This window comes from Streptomyces sp. NBC_00090 (genome assembly GCF_045160815.1).
Lineage (GTDB): Bacteria > Actinomycetota > Actinomycetes > Streptomycetales > Streptomycetaceae > Streptomyces.
Genome location: NZ_CP108224.1, coordinates 5,449,521 through 5,464,993, shown reverse-complemented (window position 1 = coordinate 5,464,993; position 15,473 = coordinate 5,449,521). Strand labels below are relative to the sequence as shown.

The following is a 15,473-nucleotide window of genomic DNA, read 5'->3' as shown; positions in this document are numbered from 1 at the left end:
TCGATGAACACGACGGCGACCACACCTGCGACGGACTCAGCGGGCTCCGGCCCCGGCTCCCGCTCCGGCCCCGGCTCCCGCTCCGGCTCCGGCTCCGGCTCCGGATGGGAGGACGACGCGAGCGCCCGCGTCTGGGAGGAGCTCGTCACCTCCGCGCTCCTCGGTACGGACCGACGGGCGCCCACGGGGCTCGGCACGACGGCGGGCACGGGCGGGACAGGAACGGGTGGGACAGGCACGGGCAGGGCGGACGCGGGCGGGGCGGGTGCGGGCGCGGAGTCGACGGGTGAGGGCAGGGCGCGTGCGCTGCTCGACGCCGCCGCGCTGCACACCGTACGACGCAGGGCGGGGCTGCGCCCCGGGCCCGCCGCGACCCCACCGGAGCCCGCCCCCCACGATCCGCGCGGACCGCTGCCCGAGGCGGCCCGGAGGCGGCTCGACCAGCTCCTCGCCGGGCGGGCCGCGCCCTCCCCCGCCGCCGGCAGGCGCGGGGCGGCCCCCGATCTCGCCGAACTCCTGCCCCAGTGGCTGGCCCTCGCCAACGAGCTCGGGTACAAGGCGGCGCCGGCCACCCTGCCCGCCCTGCTCGACGCAGCCAGGGCCCGCACGGACCTGCGGCCCCAGGCCCTCCGGCTCGCCGGACCGCGCGGCCTGTGGCTGGCCCGGCTCAACCCCGAGTGGCGCTTCGCCCTGCGGGGCACGGGCGCGGCCGGCCGGCTCCCGGACTCCGGGGACGCCGAGGCGGTCGGGGTGCTGTGGGACGAGGGGCTGTTCGCCGAGCGGGTCGCCCTGCTCGCCGCCGTACGGACCGGGGACCCGGCGGCCGGTCTCGCCCTCCTCGCGTCCACCTGGTCCACCGAGCGGGCCGAGGACCGGCTGATGTTCCTGGACTCGCTGCGCACCGGGCTCTCCGACGCGGACGAGGAGTTCCTGGAGGCGGCCCTCGCCGACCGCAGCCGCAATGTCCGCGCCACCGCCGCCGAGCTGCTCTCCGCCCTGCCCGCCTCGGCGCTGGCGGGCCGGATGGCCGGCCGGGCCGCCACCTGCGTCGGCCTCGACCGGACGGCGGCCTCGCCCACGATCTCCGTCGAGGCGCCGCACGAGTGCGACGCGGCGATGCAGCGGGACGGCCTCGTGCCGACCCCTCCGGCGGGGCGCGGCGAGCGCTCCTGGTGGCTGGGCCAGCTCGTCGAGGCCGCGCCGCTCTCCTGCTGGCCGGCCAGGTTCGGCGGTCGGGGCCCGGAGGAGATCGTGGCGCTGCCGGTCGCCGACGACTGGGAGGGCGAGCTGCACGCCGCCTGGTGCCGGGCGGCCGTGCGGCAGCGGGACGCGGCCTGGTCGCGCGCGCTGCTCGGCGCCCCCGCGACCCCGCCCGCGACGGGCCCCGGCACCTCCTCGCTGGCCGAGCGGGCACAGCTCCTGGCGACGCTCCCGGCGGACGAGCGGGCACGCTGGGTCGCCTCCTTCGTCGCGGCCCACGGCCTTTCGGAGGCCTTCCAACTGCTCGGCGTCTGCGCCGTGCCGTGGGCCGAGCCGCTGGGCGCGGCGGTGATCGACGCCCTCGACATCGCGCGGGACGCCGGCAGTTACCCGTGGAGCTTCAGCGGGGTGATGGGGCTCGCGGAGCGCTGTCTCGCCCCGGAGGCGGCGCGGCAGCTGGACTCGCTGACGGCCCTGCCCGACGAGGGGCAGGACGCCTCCCCCGGCGCCGGCGGCTACTGGTCCGAGGCCTTCCAGCGCCTGGTCTCCACGCTCCGGCTGCGCGCGGCCATGCGAGCCGAACTCACCGGAAGCCGGTCGGACGACTGAACCGGGGGCACAGCAGCACGGCCGCACACGGAGGAAACGGAGGAAACGGCGAAGGGCCCTCCCCGAAGGGAGGGCCCTGGCAAGCGGGGTGCGGGAAGCGGGTCAGGCAGCCACGCGGACGTTCGCGTTCACCCAGTCCACGATGGACGCGGTCGTCGCGCCCGGCGTGAAGATCTCCGCCACGCCCTTCTCCTTCAGCGGCGCGATGTCCGCGTCCGGGATGATGCCGCCGCCGAAGACCTTGATGTCCTCCGCGTCGCGGTCCTTGAGAAGCTCCAGGACCTTCGCGAAGAGCGTGTTGTGCGCGCCCGAGAGGATCGACAGACCGATCGCGTCGGCGTCCTCCTGGATCGCTGTGTCGACGATCTGCTCGGGCGTCTGGTGGAGACCGGTGTAGATGACCTCCATACCGGCATCGCGCAGTGCCCGCGCGATCACCTTGGCCCCGCGATCGTGGCCGTCGAGACCCGGCTTGGCGACCACCACGCGGATCGGACCGGTCACACCCATCACTGCCTCCACATGCGACCCCCGCGCCTGATTGCCGGGGAGGTGAACGAACGTTATCGCCAGCATCCCGCAAGCGGCCGTTTCGCGGTGGCGACCGAGGGGGAAATCACACGTGGGACATGTTCGCTCTGCGCCGTTCCCCGCTTCGGGCCCTCCTCCTGGGCCCACCAGCCGCAAGCGGGGCCCGGTCGCAGGGGAGCCGCGACGAGGTCGCCGCACCTCCGCGCCGCCGTCCGTGCGGCGCGGGGGTGCGGCGTACCGCCGTACCGTCCGGCCCCGCGAGCCGCTCGGGAGGTCGGCGATGGAGCTCTCCAAGGTCACCGCCCTGATGAAGGCCACCGCCTTGGAGCTCGCCATCCTCACCGGACATCTCGTCCTCTATCCCTCCGGGATCGCGGCCGAGCGCCTCTCCCCCGCCGATCCCGCCAAGCCCACCGCCACGATCACTCCGGGTGGCCGCCCGGTCGTCCTCCTGCACGGCTTCGTCGACAACCGCTCCGTCTTCGTCATGCTGCGCCGTGCCCTCACCCGGCACGGTCGTGACTGCGTCGAGTCGCTCAACTACTCGCCGCTCACCTGCGACCTGCGGAGCGCCGCCGAGCTGCTCGGGCGCCGGGTGGAGGAGATCCGGGCCCGTACGGGACACGCCGAGGTCGACATCGTCGGGCACAGCCTGGGCGGTCTCATCGCCCGTTATTACGTACAGCGCCTCGGCGGTGACGCCCGGGTACGCACCCTGGTCATGCTCGGCACCCCGCACTCCGGCACCACGGTGGCCCCGCTCGCCGACGCGCATCCGCTGGTGCGGCAGATGCGTCCCGGTTCGGCGGTGCTGCGGGAGCTGGCGGAAGCGGCGCCAGGCTGCCGGACCCGGTTCGTGAGTTTCTGGAGCGATCTCGACCAGGTGATGGTGCCGGTCGAGACCGCGCGTCTCGACCACCCCGACCTCCTCGTGCACAACGTCCGCGTCAGTGGGATCGGCCATCTCGCGCTGCCCGTCCACCCGACGGTGGCGGCGGGGGTCCTGGAGGCCCTGGACGCCGGCGGGCCGGTGGCTCCGGGTGCCCGGGGCACCCAGGGAGGGGAACAGGGTGCTCAGGGAGGGGAGCCGGGCGCCGCCTCCGTCGCCTGACGACATCTCGCCACACCCTATTGTTCGAACGTTTCTCGAACACAAGGCCAAAGCTCTCTCCGGCAGCTGGCGAAACACAGCCGATTGCCCGTTTCCTGCGGGCTCGAACGCCTCTGAAGATTGTCGGTTGCGCATACCGCCGGGTACAGTCGCGCCACTGCTTTCCCCCCGGGACACCCCTCATCGGGCCCGCCCCGGACTGGTCCTGTTGCCGAGGCGAGAGAGACGTTGGTGAACGACCAGCACCCCCACGCCGGGTACGTCGGAGACGACGCCCACGCCACAGGCAGCTTCGCCTTCGACCCGCTGTTCGGTGCCTACCCGGCAGGTCAGGCGGACCACAGCGGCCAGTGGGATCTCGGCCAGTACGGGACGACCGGTCAGTACGACACCAGCGGGCAGCAGTACGACACGACCGGGCAGTACGCCACCACCGCCCAGCAGTACGACACCACGGGCCAGTACGACACGACCGGTCAGTACGAGACGACCGGTCAGTACGACGCGACGGGCCAGTGGAACACCACGGGCCAGTGGGACACCACCGGTCAGTGGGACACGGCCGGCCAGTGGCAGGCCGCCGACCCGTACACCGGCGCCACCACCACGTACGACACCGGCGGGCAGCAGTACGACACCACCGGCCAGTGGGACGCCTCCGCCTGGACCGAGGCCCAGCAGACCGGCCAGTACGAGACCGTCCACTCCGGCGCGTACGCCGCCCAGGGCACGTACGGCCACGAGGCCTACGACACCACCGGCCAGTGGGCGGCCCCCGCCTTCGCGACCGAGACCGGCGCCTACGACGCGACTGCCTGGAACCAGGCGGCCCCCGAGGCCGGGCCGGTCGTCCCCCAGCAGTACAGCCCGCAGGCCGAGCACACCGAGCACACTCAGCACACCGCCGAGTTCGCGTTCGACTACGCCCACGAGCCGGCGGCGGACGCCGTCGAGGCCGACGCCCCCGCCGAGACCGAGTACGCGTACACCGACGACCTCGTGGACGTCGCCGAGGAGACCGTCGAAGACCTCGTCGAGGACCTCGTCGAGGACACCGCCGGGAACACCGGCGAGGGCGGCACCGACCCCGAGCCCGGCACCGGGCTCCGTACGGAGTCCCCGCTCGCCGGCCGCTCCGTGCGCCGCACCTCGGGCGGCGGCCGCAGCCGCCGTCGCAGCCCCGCCAAACGGTCCGCCCTGCTGACCGTGGCCGTCCCCTCCGCCTGCGTCATGGGAGTCGCCGGCATCGCCGCCGCCTCCGTCGGTGGCCTCACCGGCCCCGCCACCGACACCGGCAAGAAGGACGACGTCACCGCCCTCGCCGCGGCCGACCCCGGCTCCGTCAAGCAGGTCGCCGCCAACAGCGCGCTGGACACCCAGCTCGCCGCGCTCAGCGAGGACGCCCGCGACTTCGGCGACCGCGCGAGCCGCACCCAGGAGCGCATCGACCTCAAGGCCCGCCAGAAGGCCGAGAAGAAGAAGCGCGAGGAGGAGGCGGCCCGCAAGGAGGCGCTGCGTCCCAAGTACATGCTGCCGGTGCAGCTGCACCGGCTCAGCGCGCGCTTCGGCCAGTCGGGCGTCAACTGGATGTCCGTGCACACCGGCATCGACTTCCCCGTGATGACCGGCACGCCCGTGATGGCCGCGACGGACGGCACCGTCCGCACCCAGCTGAACAGCGCCTACGGCAACATGGTGATCGTGACCGCCCCGGACGGCACCGAGACCTGGTACTGCCACCTCAGCAGCGCCAAGTTCCGCTCCGGTTACGTGAAGGCCGGCGATGTCATCGCCTACTCCGGCGACTCCGGCAACTCCACCGGCCCGCACCTCCACTTCGAGGTCCGGCCGGGCGGCGGCTCGGCGATCGACCCGCTGGCCTGGCTGCGCAGCCACGGCCTCGACCCGACCAGCTGACCTCCCACCGCGCTTCCGTACGCAACGAGAGAGGGCCCCGGCCGAAGCCGGGGCCCTCTCTCGTGCACGCTTACAGCTTCTCGACGGGCGCGTACCGCAGGAGGAGCCTCTTCGGCTTCTCGTCGCCGAAGTCGATCGTCGCCTGGGCGTCCGCACCGAGCCCCGTCACCGCCGTCACCGTGCCCAGACCGAACTGGTCGTGCGTGACACGGTCGCCGATCTGGAGGGAGATCACCGGCTTCTCACCGGCGCGCCGGGTGGCGAAGCCCGAGGGGCCGGAGCGCGAGCGCGAGGAGGAGAGCGAGGAGGTGATGCCCGAGGTCGGCCCCGCCGGCTTCGCCATCGGACCGGTCCGCTTCCACTCCAGGTACGCGGTCGGGATCTCCTCCAGAAAGCGCGAGGCCGGGTTGTACGAGGGCTGGCCCCAGGCGCTGCGCATCGACGAGCGCGTGAGGTAGAGCCGCTCCCGGGCGCGCGTGATGCCGACGTACGCGAGGCGCCGCTCCTCCTCCAGCTCCTTCGCCTGGCCGAGGGCGCGCATGTGCGGGAAGACGCCGTCCTCCATGCCGGTGAGGAACACCACCGGGAATTCGAGGCCCTTGGCGGTGTGCAGCGTCATCAGGGTGATGACGCCCCTGCCCTCCTCGTCCTCGTCCGGGATCTGGTCGGAGTCGGCGACGAGGGCGACCTTCTCCAGGAACTCGGCGAGGGTCGCGGGCTCCTCGCCGCGCTCCTGCTCGAATTCGAGGGCGACGGCCGCGAGTTCCTGCAGGTTCTCGATGCGGGTCTCGTCCTGCGGGTCGGTCGAGGCCTGGAGCTCGGCCAGATAGCCCGTGCGCTCCAGGACGGCCTCCAGGACGACGGCGGGGCCCGCGCCGGACTCGACTACGGTGCGCAGCTCGTCCATGAGCGTGTTGAAGCGCTTCACGGCGTTCGCGGAGCGCGCGGCCATGCCGTACGCCTCGTCGACCCGCTTGAGGGCCTGCGGGAAGGTGATCTTCTCCCGCAGGGAGAGGGCGTCGATCATCGCCTCGGCGCGGTCTCCGATGCCCCGCTTCGGCACGTTGAGGATGCGGCGCAGCGGGACGTTGTCCTCGGGGTTGGAGAGGACGCGGAGGTACGCGAGGACGTCCCGGACCTCCTTGCGCTCGTAGAAGCGCACCCCGCCGACGACCTTGTAGGGCAGTCCGACGCGGATGAAGATCTCTTCGAAGACACGGGACTGGGCGTTGGTCCGGTAGAAGACGGCGACGTCGCCGGCCTTGGCCTCGCCGGTGTCCGTGAGCCGGTCGATCTCGTCGGCGACGAACTGCGCCTCGTCGTGCTCGGTGTCGGCGACGTAGCCGGTGATCTGCGCGCCCGCGCCCGCGTTCGTCCACAGGTTCTTGGGGCGGCGGGACTCGTTGCGCTCGATGACCGCGTTGGCCGCGGAGAGGATCGTCTGCGTGGAGCGGTAGTTCTGCTCCAGCAGGATCGTCGTCGCGTCCGGGTAGTCCTCCTCGAACTGGAGGATGTTGCGGATGGTCGCGCCGCGGAAGGCGTAGATCGACTGGTCGGCGTCACCGACGACGCACAGCTCGGCCGGGCCGAGGTCCTCGTAGCCGGTGCCGACGAGCTCCCGGACGAGGGTGTACTGGGCGTGGTTGGTGTCCTGGTACTCGTCGACGAGGACGTGGCGGAACCGGCGGCGGTAGTGCTCGGCGACGTCGGGGAACGCCTGGAGCAGGTGGACCGTCGTCATGATGATGTCGTCGAAGTCCAGGGCGTTGGCCTCGCGCAGCCGCGCCTGGTACATCCGGTAGGCCTCGGCGAGCGTCTTCTCGAAGCCGTCGGCGGCCTGGTCGGCGAAGGTCTCCTCGTCGATCAGCTCGTTCTTGAGGTTCGAGATCTTGGCGCTGAAGGACTTCGGCGGGAACTTCTTCGGGTCGAGGTCCAGGTCGCGGCAGACCAGGGACATCAGCCGCTTCGAGTCGGCGGCGTCGTAGATCGAGAAGGAGGAGGTGAAGCCGAGCCTCTTCGACTCGCGGCGCAGGATGCGGACGCACGCGCTGTGGAAGGTCATCACCCACATCGCGTTGGCCCGCGGGCCGACGAGCTGCTCGACGCGCTCCTTCATCTCGCCGGCGGCCTTGTTGGTGAAGGTGATCGCCAGTATCTGGCCCGGGTGGACGTGCCGCGTGCCCAGGAGGTGGGCGATGCGGTGCGTGAGCACCCGGGTCTTGCCGGAGCCGGCGCCGGCGACGATGAGCAGCGGGGTGTCCGTGTGCACCACGGCGGCGCGCTGCTGTTCGTTCAGCCCGTCCAGGAGCGCGGCGGGGTCCACGACGGGGCGCGCGGCGCCGTCGCGGTAGTACGCGTCCCGGGGCGGGGGCGCGTCGAAGTGCTCCCCGAAGAGGTCGTGCGGGACCTCCTCCGCGGCCGGGGCGCCGTGCTCGTCGTCCTCGGGCGGGGGCGGGGCCTCCCCCGAGGGGTTCTGGAGGCCGGCCAGGAAGCTGTCGTCAAAGAGGCTGCTCATCGCCTCACGAGTCTAGGACGCCCCACCGACATCCGGGTCCGCCTTGGGGACGGCCTTCGTCACGCTCCCGGGGAACGGGTCACACCCAGAGGGTCGCGATGAAGATGTTCGCCGTGGTCAGGCCGCCGACGGCGGCGAAAAGGCCCTTGTCGACCTTCTCCTCGTCGCGCTTGACGTAGACGAGTCCGAGGACGACGACGAGCACGGCCAGCTTGATGCCGATCTTGATGTTGTTCACGGTCTGGTCGTCGGCCTGGTTGAGGCCGACGAGCGCGACGCCCGTGATCAGCATGACCAGCGCGCCGTGCAGCATGGCCGGGGTGAAGCGGGCCGTACCGGCGCTCATCGCCTTCATCTGGGTGAGGAAGCCGCCCAGCAGGGAGGCGATACCGATGATGTGCAGGGCGACGAAGACATTGATGAGTACGTCCATGGGGCGGAGCCTAACCGGGGCGCCCGTACCGCCCTCCGACCGGGTCCGCCCCCTCCGACCGCCCGGCCTGGCCCACTTCCTCCTGCTGTCCGGTCCGGCCCGCTGCTGTTCGGTCGGGCCCGGCCCCGCGGCGCATCGGTCGGTCCCTGCCTCAATGTCCCCCATCTCATCTCCCCGGACGAAAGAGATCGGTCCACGTCCGACAACTGTCGCCAATAGCGGTCAACTCACTGCCCGGGCGTGACCCCGAGGTTTAGCGTCCTCCAGCAGGTGGCCGGCTCCCACCACCGCCGGTCGCCCGGCGGCTGCCGGTCACCCCCGCCAGGAAAACCCGGCGGCGGACCGTCTCCCCTGTGCGGTCCGCCGTCGGCCCGGCGGGCACCGTTCCCCCCGCAGGGAGAGGATGTGACCCGCCCTCGTGGCATCGCACCGAAAACCCAGGCAGTCCCCCCTCGGTGGTCAGGCGGTCCGCACCGCCGCCACGCTCGCCCTCGCCTCCGCGGCGACCACGACGCTCTTCGAGGGATCCGGGCACGCGGACCCGCGGCTCACCACCGCCCAGGTCAAGGCGAAGGTCGACCGGCTCTACGAGGAGGCCGGGGCCGCCACGGAGAAGTACAACGGGGCGAAGGAGAAGGCCGACGAGGCGCGCGCCGCGTTCGACCGGCTGCGCGACGAGGCGGCCCGCAGGACCCAGCGGCTCAACACCGCACGGGACGGACTCGGGGCCATGGCCGCCGCGCAGTACCGCTCCGGCGGTCTCGACCCCGCCGTACAGCTCGCCCTCACCTCCGACCCCGACGAGTATCTGGAGCGGGCCGCGCTCGCGGAGAAGGCCGGGGACCGGCAGGCGGCGGCCGTCACCGCCGTGCGGCGCGAGCTCGGCGCGATCCGGCAGCTGCGCGCCGAGTCGGCGGGACGCCTGACCGCGCTGCGCACGCACGAGGCGGAGCTGCGGCGGCAGAAGACGACCGTCCTCGACAAACTGGAGACGGCGCGGAAACTGCTCGCCCGGCTGACCGCGGAGGAGCGCGCCCGTTACGACGCCGCCGTCGCGGCCCGGGACACCGCCCGCACCCCGGAGGGCAGCGGTACGGCCGGCGCGGCCACGGCCGACGGTGCCGACGGTGCCGACGGCGCGACCCCGACACGCGCCGACCGCTCCTCCGGGGGCGAGCGCGGTCCGGTGACCGCCCCGAACACCCGGGCCTCCCAGGCCATCTCCTTCGCCCGCGCCCAGCTCGGCAAGCCGTACGTCTGGGGAGCGACGGGTCCCTCCGCGTTCGACTGCTCGGGGCTGACCCAGGCGGCCTGGCGCGCGGCCGGTGTCTCCCTGCCGCGCACGACGTACACCCAGATCAACGCCGGCCGGCGGGTCTCCCGCTCCCAGCTCGCCCCCGGAGACCTGGTCTTCTTCTACTCGGGCATCAGCCATGTCGGGCTGTACATCGGCGGCGGCCAGATGATCCACGCCCCCCGCCCGGGCGCCCCGGTGCGGGTCGCCCCGATCGACGAGATGCCCTTCGCCGGAGCGACCCGGGTGGGCTGACCGCTCGAAGCAGGCGTCAGACCAGGCGGCGGGCGGTGGCCCAGCGGGTCAGCTCGTGCCGGTTGGAGAGCTGGAGCTTCCGCAGCACCGCCGAGACGTGGGACTCGACCGTCTTCACCGAGATGTAGAGCTGCTTGGCGATCTCCTTGTACGCGTATCCGCGGGCGATCAGCCGCAGCACCTCCCGCTCCCGCTGGGTGAGCCGGTCCAGGTCCTCGTCCACCGGAGGCGCGTCCGTCGAGGCGAAGGCGTCGAGGACGAACCCGGCGAGCCGGGGGGAGAAGACGGCGTCGCCCTCCTGGACACGGAAGATCGAGTCGACCAGATCGGTGCCGGTGATCGTCTTCGTGACGTAGCCGCGCGCCCCTCCCCGGATCACCCCGATCACGTCCTCGGCCGCGTCCGAGACCGACAGGGCCAGGAAGCGGACCGGGTCCTCGGTGGCCGTCATCAGGCTCGCGCAGCGGCGCAGTACCTCGACGCCGCCGCCTCCAGGGAGGTGCACGTCGAGGAGAACGACCTCGGGTCGGGTCGCCGTGATCACCGTGACCGCCTGGTCGACGTCGGCGGCCTCGCCGACCACCTCGACCCCGGTGACCTCGGTCCGGCCGATCTCCGCCTGCACGCCCGTACGGAACATGCGGTGGTCGTCGACGAGCACGACCCGCACCCGGCGTTCCGTGCCCGGCGCCGTCGCCCCCGCATCGGTCCCGGTCGCTGCCCCGGTCTCGTCGCTCATCCGTCCGCCCTCTCCATCTCAAGCTCCACTTCGGTGCCCCCGTCCGGCACGGATCTCAGCCGGGCCGAACCGCCGTTGCGCTGCATCCGGCCGATGATCGATTCTCGTACGCCCATCCGGTCCTCGGGCACCGCGTCCAGGTCGAAACCCGGTCCGCGGTCCCGCACCGAGACGAAGACCATGCGGCCCTCCACCTCGGCGTACACCTGCACGGCCCCGCCCTCGCCACCGTACTTGGCGGCGTTGACCATCGCCTCGCGCGCGGCCTGCATCTGTGCGGTCAGTTTCTCGTCGAGCGGGCAGTCGCCGACGACGACCACCTCCAGGGGGACTCCGTGCTTGTCCTCGACCTCGGCCGCGGCTCTCTTCACCGCCTCCGCGAGGGTCACGGGCTCCTCCTCGTCCCTGCCGGTGCCCTCGGGCCTGTAGAGCCAGTTCCGCAGCTCCCGCTCCTGGGCGCGGGCGAGACGGCGCACCTCCCCCGCGTCGTCGGCGTTCCGCTGGATCAGCGTGAGGGTGTGCAGCACCGAGTCGTGCACGTGGGCCGCGACCTCGGCGCGCTCCTGGGCGCGGATGCGCATGGTCCGCTCCTCCGTGAGGTCCTGCGACATGCGGACCAGCCAGGGGCCGGCGAGCAGGGCTATCCCGGTGAGGACCGCGACGGCGGCGGTGAGGGCCGTGCCGAGCTGGGCGACCGAGCCGCGGACCACCACGAAGACCGCGAGGCCTGTGCCGACCAGGCCGACACCGACGAGCCCGCGGACGAGCTGAAGGACGCGTCTGCGGCGCCCGGAGTCGGTCCAGCTGGCCCGACGGGCGTTGTCCGCCTGACGCCAGACGAGGACGACACCGACGCCGATGAGGAGGACGGGCCAGACGTACCGCCCGGACTCGTTGTCGACGTTGAGGTTCCCCACGAGGACCGCGCCGCCGATCGCGAGCGCGACCAGGGCGAAGACCTGCCCGCGGTCGGGCTTGCGAAGCCGACGGCGGCCGTCCGGGGTGGTCTCGAAGACGGGTCGGGGCGCGGCCCGGCCGCCGACGCCCAGAGGTACTGCGATCCAGAAGACCGCGTAGAGCAGGGCGCCGAGGCCGTCCGTGAGGAAAAGGACCGCGAACAGCGCCCGAACCCAGACGACCGGAAGGCCGAGGTGGCCGGCGAGACCTCGCGCGACACCGCCGAGCCACCGGCCGTCAGCGCTCCGGTAGAGCCTGCGCACGGGTGGTTCGTCGGTCTCGGCGGATCGAGCGGCTGCGGACATGCACCGATCGTCACACGTTCGGACCGTCGCGGACATCAGGGTCGGCCCTGAGATCGCCCCTGGTAACGCCTCGGGGACGACACCCCTCCGAATATCAGGGTCGGGCCAGGGTCGATCCCGGTGCCGCGAAGGGTCACGGGCGGTCACCATGGACGCATGACGAGTTCGATGCCTTCGACCCCCGAGGCCCCGCCGCCGGCGGAGGCCGATTCCTCCCTGCCCCTGCGGCGCTCACGGGGAAGCAAGGTCGTGGGCGGAGTCTGCGGCGGTCTCGGCCGGCACTTCGACCTCGACCCGGTGATCTTCCGGATCACGGTCGGCGTGCTGTCCGTGACGGGCGGCGTCGGCCTGATCTTCTACGGCTTCGCGTGGCTGCTCGTGCCGCTCGCGGGCGAGGAGGAGAACGAGGGACGCAGACTGCTGACCGGCCGGGTCTCCGGGGCCTCGCTGGCCGCCGTACTGATGGCGCTGGTCGGCTGCGGGATCTTCCTGTCGATGCTGCGCAGCGGCTCGATGCTGGGCTTCACGCTGCTGCTGTCGTTCGCGGTGTGCGGTGCGGCGGTCTGGTCGCGGCGCCGGGCGGGCGGCGGTGAGGCGGAGGGCCGGCCGGACACGGCGGCCGCGCATGTGGTCGCCGAGGCACCGCCCGAGACCAAGGCCCCGCCGCTGATCGAGTACCCGTCCTGGTGGAAGGACCCGATCGTCAAGGACGGTTCGACGGGCAAGGTGGCGGTCGGTTACCTCTGGGGACCGCACGGCATCGTCGACGCGGAGGGCCGGGTGAACGGCGAGGTGCCGAAGCCCGGCAGCCAGTGGGGCCCCGACCCCTCGGCCCCCGGCCGGCCGACGCCCTCCGTCCGGCGGAGTCCCCTCTCCATCGGTGGTCTCGTCTATCTCCTCGCCATGCTCGCGGCCGTGCTCGGCACCGCCCTGACCTGGGATTCGGAGCCGCTGGGCAAGAGTCTGGCGACCGGTCTGGTGGCCGCCCTCGCGGTGTTCGGCCTCGGCCTGGTCGTCAGCAGCTTCCTGGGACGCACCGGATTCGGGACGATCATCCTGACCGTGCTCACGGCCTGCCTGCTGGCCGGAGCGGTCGCCCTGCCCGACCGGATCACCACGGACTGGGCCCGTGAGACGTGGAAACCGGCCTCGGCCGGCGCGGTGCTGCCCCACTACGAGCTGGGCACGGGCGCCGGACTCCTCGACCTGTCGGGGGTCCCGGTTCCGGCGGGCACGACGGTCACCACCAGGGCCGAGGTGGGCGCCGGGCAGCTCAAGGTGATCGTCCCGAAGAACGTGGTCGTGAAGATCCACGCCGAGGTGGGGCTCGGTGATCTGCAGTTGCCCGGACAGCCCGCGGAGGACATCGACATCGCTCCGGACCAGGTCGAGACCCGCACGATCGCCCCGCCCACCGGGACCGTCCCGGCAGGCACGCTGGACCTCTCGCTGGAGGTCGGAATCGGACAGGTGGAGGTCACCCGTGCTGCTTCATGAGTTCCGCCCCGGCCGACTGCTCGTCGGCCTCACCGCCCTGGCCCTCGCCGCCCTCTACGCGGGCGAGATCACCGGAGCCTGGACGACCCCGTGGTACACGGTGATCCCGGTGCTCTGCGGTGGCCTGGGCACGGCAGCCCTCGCGACCTGGGTCGCCTATCGAATACGGCGTCGCCGGTCGGCGAGGAGCTTGTCCAGCGACAGCACGGAGGCTCCGGCCAGCAGCAGCGGAAGCCAGGCCATCAGATAGGCGAGGTCGTTGCCGAAGTAGTACGGCTTCACCTGCCAGCTCACGGTCAGCCAGAGACTCACTGAGATCAGGGCGCCGCCGAGCGCCGCCACGCGGGCGAAGAGACCGAGCAGGGTTCCGATCCCGACGGCGAGCTCCCCGCAGGCGATGGCGTACCCGAAGCCACTGGGGTTCTTGAGGGCGAGGTCGACGAGGCCGGGGATCGCGGAGGTGTCCCGCACGGCGCGCATCGTCTCGCCGATGGAGCCGCTGCCCTGGTCGGCGAAGAAGGAGGAGTCGGTGAGCTTGTCGAGCCCGGCGTAGACGAACGTGATCCCGAGGAAGAGCCGCAGCGGAAGGAGGGCGTAGCGGGAGGCGACGGCCTTCCACTTGTCGAGGGCGACCTGCCACCCGGCGAGGCCGGCCTTCCTCCTGGCGGCGGGGGCCTGCTCCTGAGAAGTGCGGCCGGTCCCATCGGTACCGCCCGGGTCGCCGGTCGTGTCGTTCGGCCGGTCAGCCTGTCCCGTCATCGTCGGTCACCTCTCCACGCCCCGCACGACTGTTCGCGGAACGATTCTCCTCGGACCTGCGCTCCGGGGATACAGGGAGAGGGCCGGACGAGCCGGACGCTCAGTCGACGACGTCGATCGTGACCCGATTGGTCTCGACGCCCGCCGCCGTCACCACCGAGACCTCCACCCGGCCGGGTTCCACATCGGCCGGGAGGGGGACGGTCAGGGCCGCGTCCGTCGGGTTGGCGAAGCCGCCCGGGACCGGGACCAGGGGGACGTGGGCGTGGACGGGGCCGATCCGCACGACCAGACGGGTCAGCGGTTCGGGGGCGGCCGCTCCGGGCGGGACGAAGCCGCAGCCGCGGATCTCGATGTCGTCGCCGGTGCGGATCGGTGCGTCGAGGTCGCCCGCCTCCCGGGAGCGGACCACGGAGTGGATCGTCGGGCGGACGCCCTCGGTGGACTTCGCGGCGAGTTGCCAGGCCGCCGAGACGGCGAGCAGCAGCACGAGGGACCAGGGCACCTCGGGAAGCCTGCCCGGGTCGCGGGCGAGGCCGAAGGCCGTCAGGGCCAGGACGGCGCAGGAGACGAGGAGGTACTGGACGTCGGCGAGGCTGGCCCGGCCGCTGTCGTCGCAGAGCAGGTCGGCGGCGCGCGGGCGGTCGGCGCGGACCTTCTGGAGGCGGCACGCGGCGATCCGGACGGAGACGACGAGGCGGGCGGTGACGGTGACCGCGGAGACGAGGGCGAAGACGGTGAGCAGGCCGGCGCCCCGGGACAGACCGAAGGCGGTCGGGCCCGGTGAGAGGAAGGCCAGGAAGAGGAGGGCGTAGGCGAGGAGGAGGAGCCAGGCGGCGGCGACGGCACGGGTGGTGGAGAGTCGGTTGTCCTCGCCGATCAGGGGAGCGAGGAGACCGCCGCGTGCCCGGTGGGCGTGGGTGGCGGCGCTGAGCAGGAGGGCGAGGACCAGGGCGGTGCAGAGCCCGGCCGTGCGGGCGCCGGTCCAGCCGCTGCCGATCGCGGTGAGGGCCTGGCCGAGGAGCAGGGCGAGGACGGCGCCCCAGACAGCGCCGAGGCTGCGGCTCCGTACCCGGTCGAGCCAGGCCGCTCCGGCCTCGCGGCCGCGTACGGCCACCGCGCGGGCGGACTGGGCCAGCTCGTCGGAGACCCACTGGCGGGCGGCGACCGGCGAGTGGGCGACGGCCGCGGGGACGCCGTGCCCGGCGGCGAGTTCGTCGCGCCGGGCGAGGAAGGCGGCGACCGCGCGACGGTGGCCGGCCTGTCCGCAGTGGGCGCAGCCGGCGCAGGCCGTCGCGTGCTCGCCGTACTGTCTCGCCTCTTGAACCGCCACGGTGCTCACTTCCCGAGC

The 15,473-nt window shown here is 72.8% G+C and carries 12 protein-coding genes; 5 read left to right on the top strand and 7 right to left on the bottom strand.

The genetic code is table 11. The annotated features are described in order from the left end of the window. Positions 1–3 precede the first annotated feature (3 nt). Positions 4–1,809, top strand: a complete 1,806-nt coding sequence (locus tag OG361_RS24575) for a DUF5691 domain-containing protein (protein ID WP_405856814.1) — start codon at positions 4–6, stop codon at positions 1,807–1,809. 102 nt (positions 1,810–1,911) lie between these two features. On the opposite strand, the gene OG361_RS24570 is transcribed toward OG361_RS24575, so the two are convergent. Continuing rightward, positions 1,912–2,319 (bottom strand): cobalamin B12-binding domain-containing protein, encoded by a 408-nt coding sequence (locus OG361_RS24570; protein WP_384560273.1) that lies wholly within the window; start codon positions 2,317–2,319, stop codon positions 1,912–1,914. A gap of 301 nt (positions 2,320–2,620) precedes the next feature. Here OG361_RS24570 and OG361_RS24565 point away from each other — a divergent pair, with 301 nt between their 5' ends. Beyond that, positions 2,621–3,451: an esterase/lipase family protein gene (locus tag OG361_RS24565; protein ID WP_405856810.1), complete on the top strand. Its 831-nt coding sequence runs from the start codon at positions 2,621–2,623 to the stop codon at positions 3,449–3,451. A gap of 228 nt (positions 3,452–3,679) precedes the next feature. Next, entirely contained in the window at positions 3,680–5,368 is a 1,689-nt protein-coding gene (locus tag OG361_RS24560; protein WP_405856808.1) for a peptidoglycan DD-metalloendopeptidase family protein, read from the top strand. Between the two features lie 70 nt (positions 5,369–5,438). Here OG361_RS24560 and pcrA read toward each other — a convergent pair whose 3' ends face one another. After that, positions 5,439–7,883, bottom strand: a complete 2,445-nt coding sequence (pcrA, locus tag OG361_RS24555; protein ID WP_405856806.1) for a DNA helicase PcrA — start codon at positions 7,881–7,883, stop codon at positions 5,439–5,441. Between the two features lie 79 nt (positions 7,884–7,962). Continuing rightward, positions 7,963–8,316 (bottom strand): hypothetical protein, encoded by a 354-nt coding sequence (locus OG361_RS24550; protein ID WP_405856804.1) that lies wholly within the window; start codon positions 8,314–8,316, stop codon positions 7,963–7,965. A 418-nt stretch (positions 8,317–8,734) separates the two neighbouring features. Here OG361_RS24550 and OG361_RS24545 point away from each other — a divergent pair, with 418 nt between their 5' ends. After that, a complete protein-coding gene (locus OG361_RS24545) occupies positions 8,735–9,865 on the top strand; it encodes an NlpC/P60 family protein (RefSeq protein WP_405856802.1) in 1,131 nt (376 codons plus the stop codon). Positions 9,866–9,881: 16 nt separating this feature from the next. On the opposite strand, the gene OG361_RS24540 is transcribed toward OG361_RS24545, so the two are convergent. Together OG361_RS24540 and OG361_RS24535 are read right to left on the bottom strand one after the other, a co-directional pair. Next, on the bottom strand, positions 9,882–10,604 hold the full coding sequence (locus OG361_RS24540) for a LuxR C-terminal-related transcriptional regulator (protein WP_384560262.1): 723 nt from the start codon (positions 10,602–10,604) through the stop codon (positions 9,882–9,884). Beyond that, positions 10,601–11,866: a PspC domain-containing protein gene (locus OG361_RS24535; RefSeq protein WP_405856800.1), complete on the bottom strand. Its 1,266-nt coding sequence runs from the start codon at positions 11,864–11,866 to the stop codon at positions 10,601–10,603. The genes OG361_RS24540 and OG361_RS24535 overlap by 4 nt, the downstream gene beginning before the upstream one ends. Before the next feature lie 156 nt (positions 11,867–12,022). Between OG361_RS24535 and OG361_RS24530 the strand changes: the two genes are divergently transcribed. Then, positions 12,023–13,363, top strand: coding sequence for a PspC domain-containing protein (locus tag OG361_RS24530; protein WP_405856798.1), 1,341 nt, complete (start codon positions 12,023–12,025; stop codon positions 13,361–13,363). A 156-nt stretch (positions 13,364–13,519) separates the two neighbouring features. On the opposite strand, the gene OG361_RS24525 is transcribed toward OG361_RS24530, so the two are convergent. Further along, positions 13,520–14,122 carry a DoxX family protein gene (locus OG361_RS24525; RefSeq protein WP_405856796.1) on the bottom strand — a complete coding sequence of 201 codons (603 nt, stop codon included), beginning with the start codon at positions 14,120–14,122 and terminating at the stop codon, positions 13,520–13,522. Between the two features lie 100 nt (positions 14,123–14,222). Next, on the bottom strand, positions 14,223–15,455 hold the full coding sequence (locus tag OG361_RS24520; protein WP_405862412.1) for a hypothetical protein: 1,233 nt from the start codon (positions 15,453–15,455) through the stop codon (positions 14,223–14,225). Positions 15,456–15,473 lie beyond the last annotated feature (18 nt).

Bases quoted from the DNA above. Each gene is read 5' to 3' on its own strand.
- OG361_RS24565 (WP_405856810.1), top strand. From the start codon at position 2,621: ATGGAGCTCTCCAAGGTCACCGCCCTGATGAAGGCCACCGCCTTGGAG.
- pcrA (WP_405856806.1), bottom strand. From the start codon at position 7,883: ATGAGCAGCCTCTTTGACGACAGCTTCCTGGCCGGCCTCCAGAACCCC.
- OG361_RS24575 (WP_405856814.1), top strand. From the start codon at position 4: ATGAACACGACGGCGACCACACCTGCGACGGACTCAGCGGGCTCCGGC.
- OG361_RS24535 (WP_405856800.1), bottom strand. From the start codon at position 11,866: ATGTCCGCAGCCGCTCGATCCGCCGAGACCGACGAACCACCCGTGCGC.
- OG361_RS24530 (WP_405856798.1), top strand. From the start codon at position 12,023: ATGACGAGTTCGATGCCTTCGACCCCCGAGGCCCCGCCGCCGGCGGAG.
- OG361_RS24570 (WP_384560273.1), bottom strand. From the start codon at position 2,319: ATGGGTGTGACCGGTCCGATCCGCGTGGTGGTCGCCAAGCCGGGTCTC.
- OG361_RS24540 (WP_384560262.1), bottom strand. From the start codon at position 10,604: ATGAGCGACGAGACCGGGGCAGCGACCGGGACCGATGCGGGGGCGACG.
- OG361_RS24525 (WP_405856796.1), bottom strand. From the start codon at position 14,122: ATGACGGGACAGGCTGACCGGCCGAACGACACGACCGGCGACCCGGGC.
- OG361_RS24550 (WP_405856804.1), bottom strand. From the start codon at position 8,316: ATGGACGTACTCATCAATGTCTTCGTCGCCCTGCACATCATCGGTATC.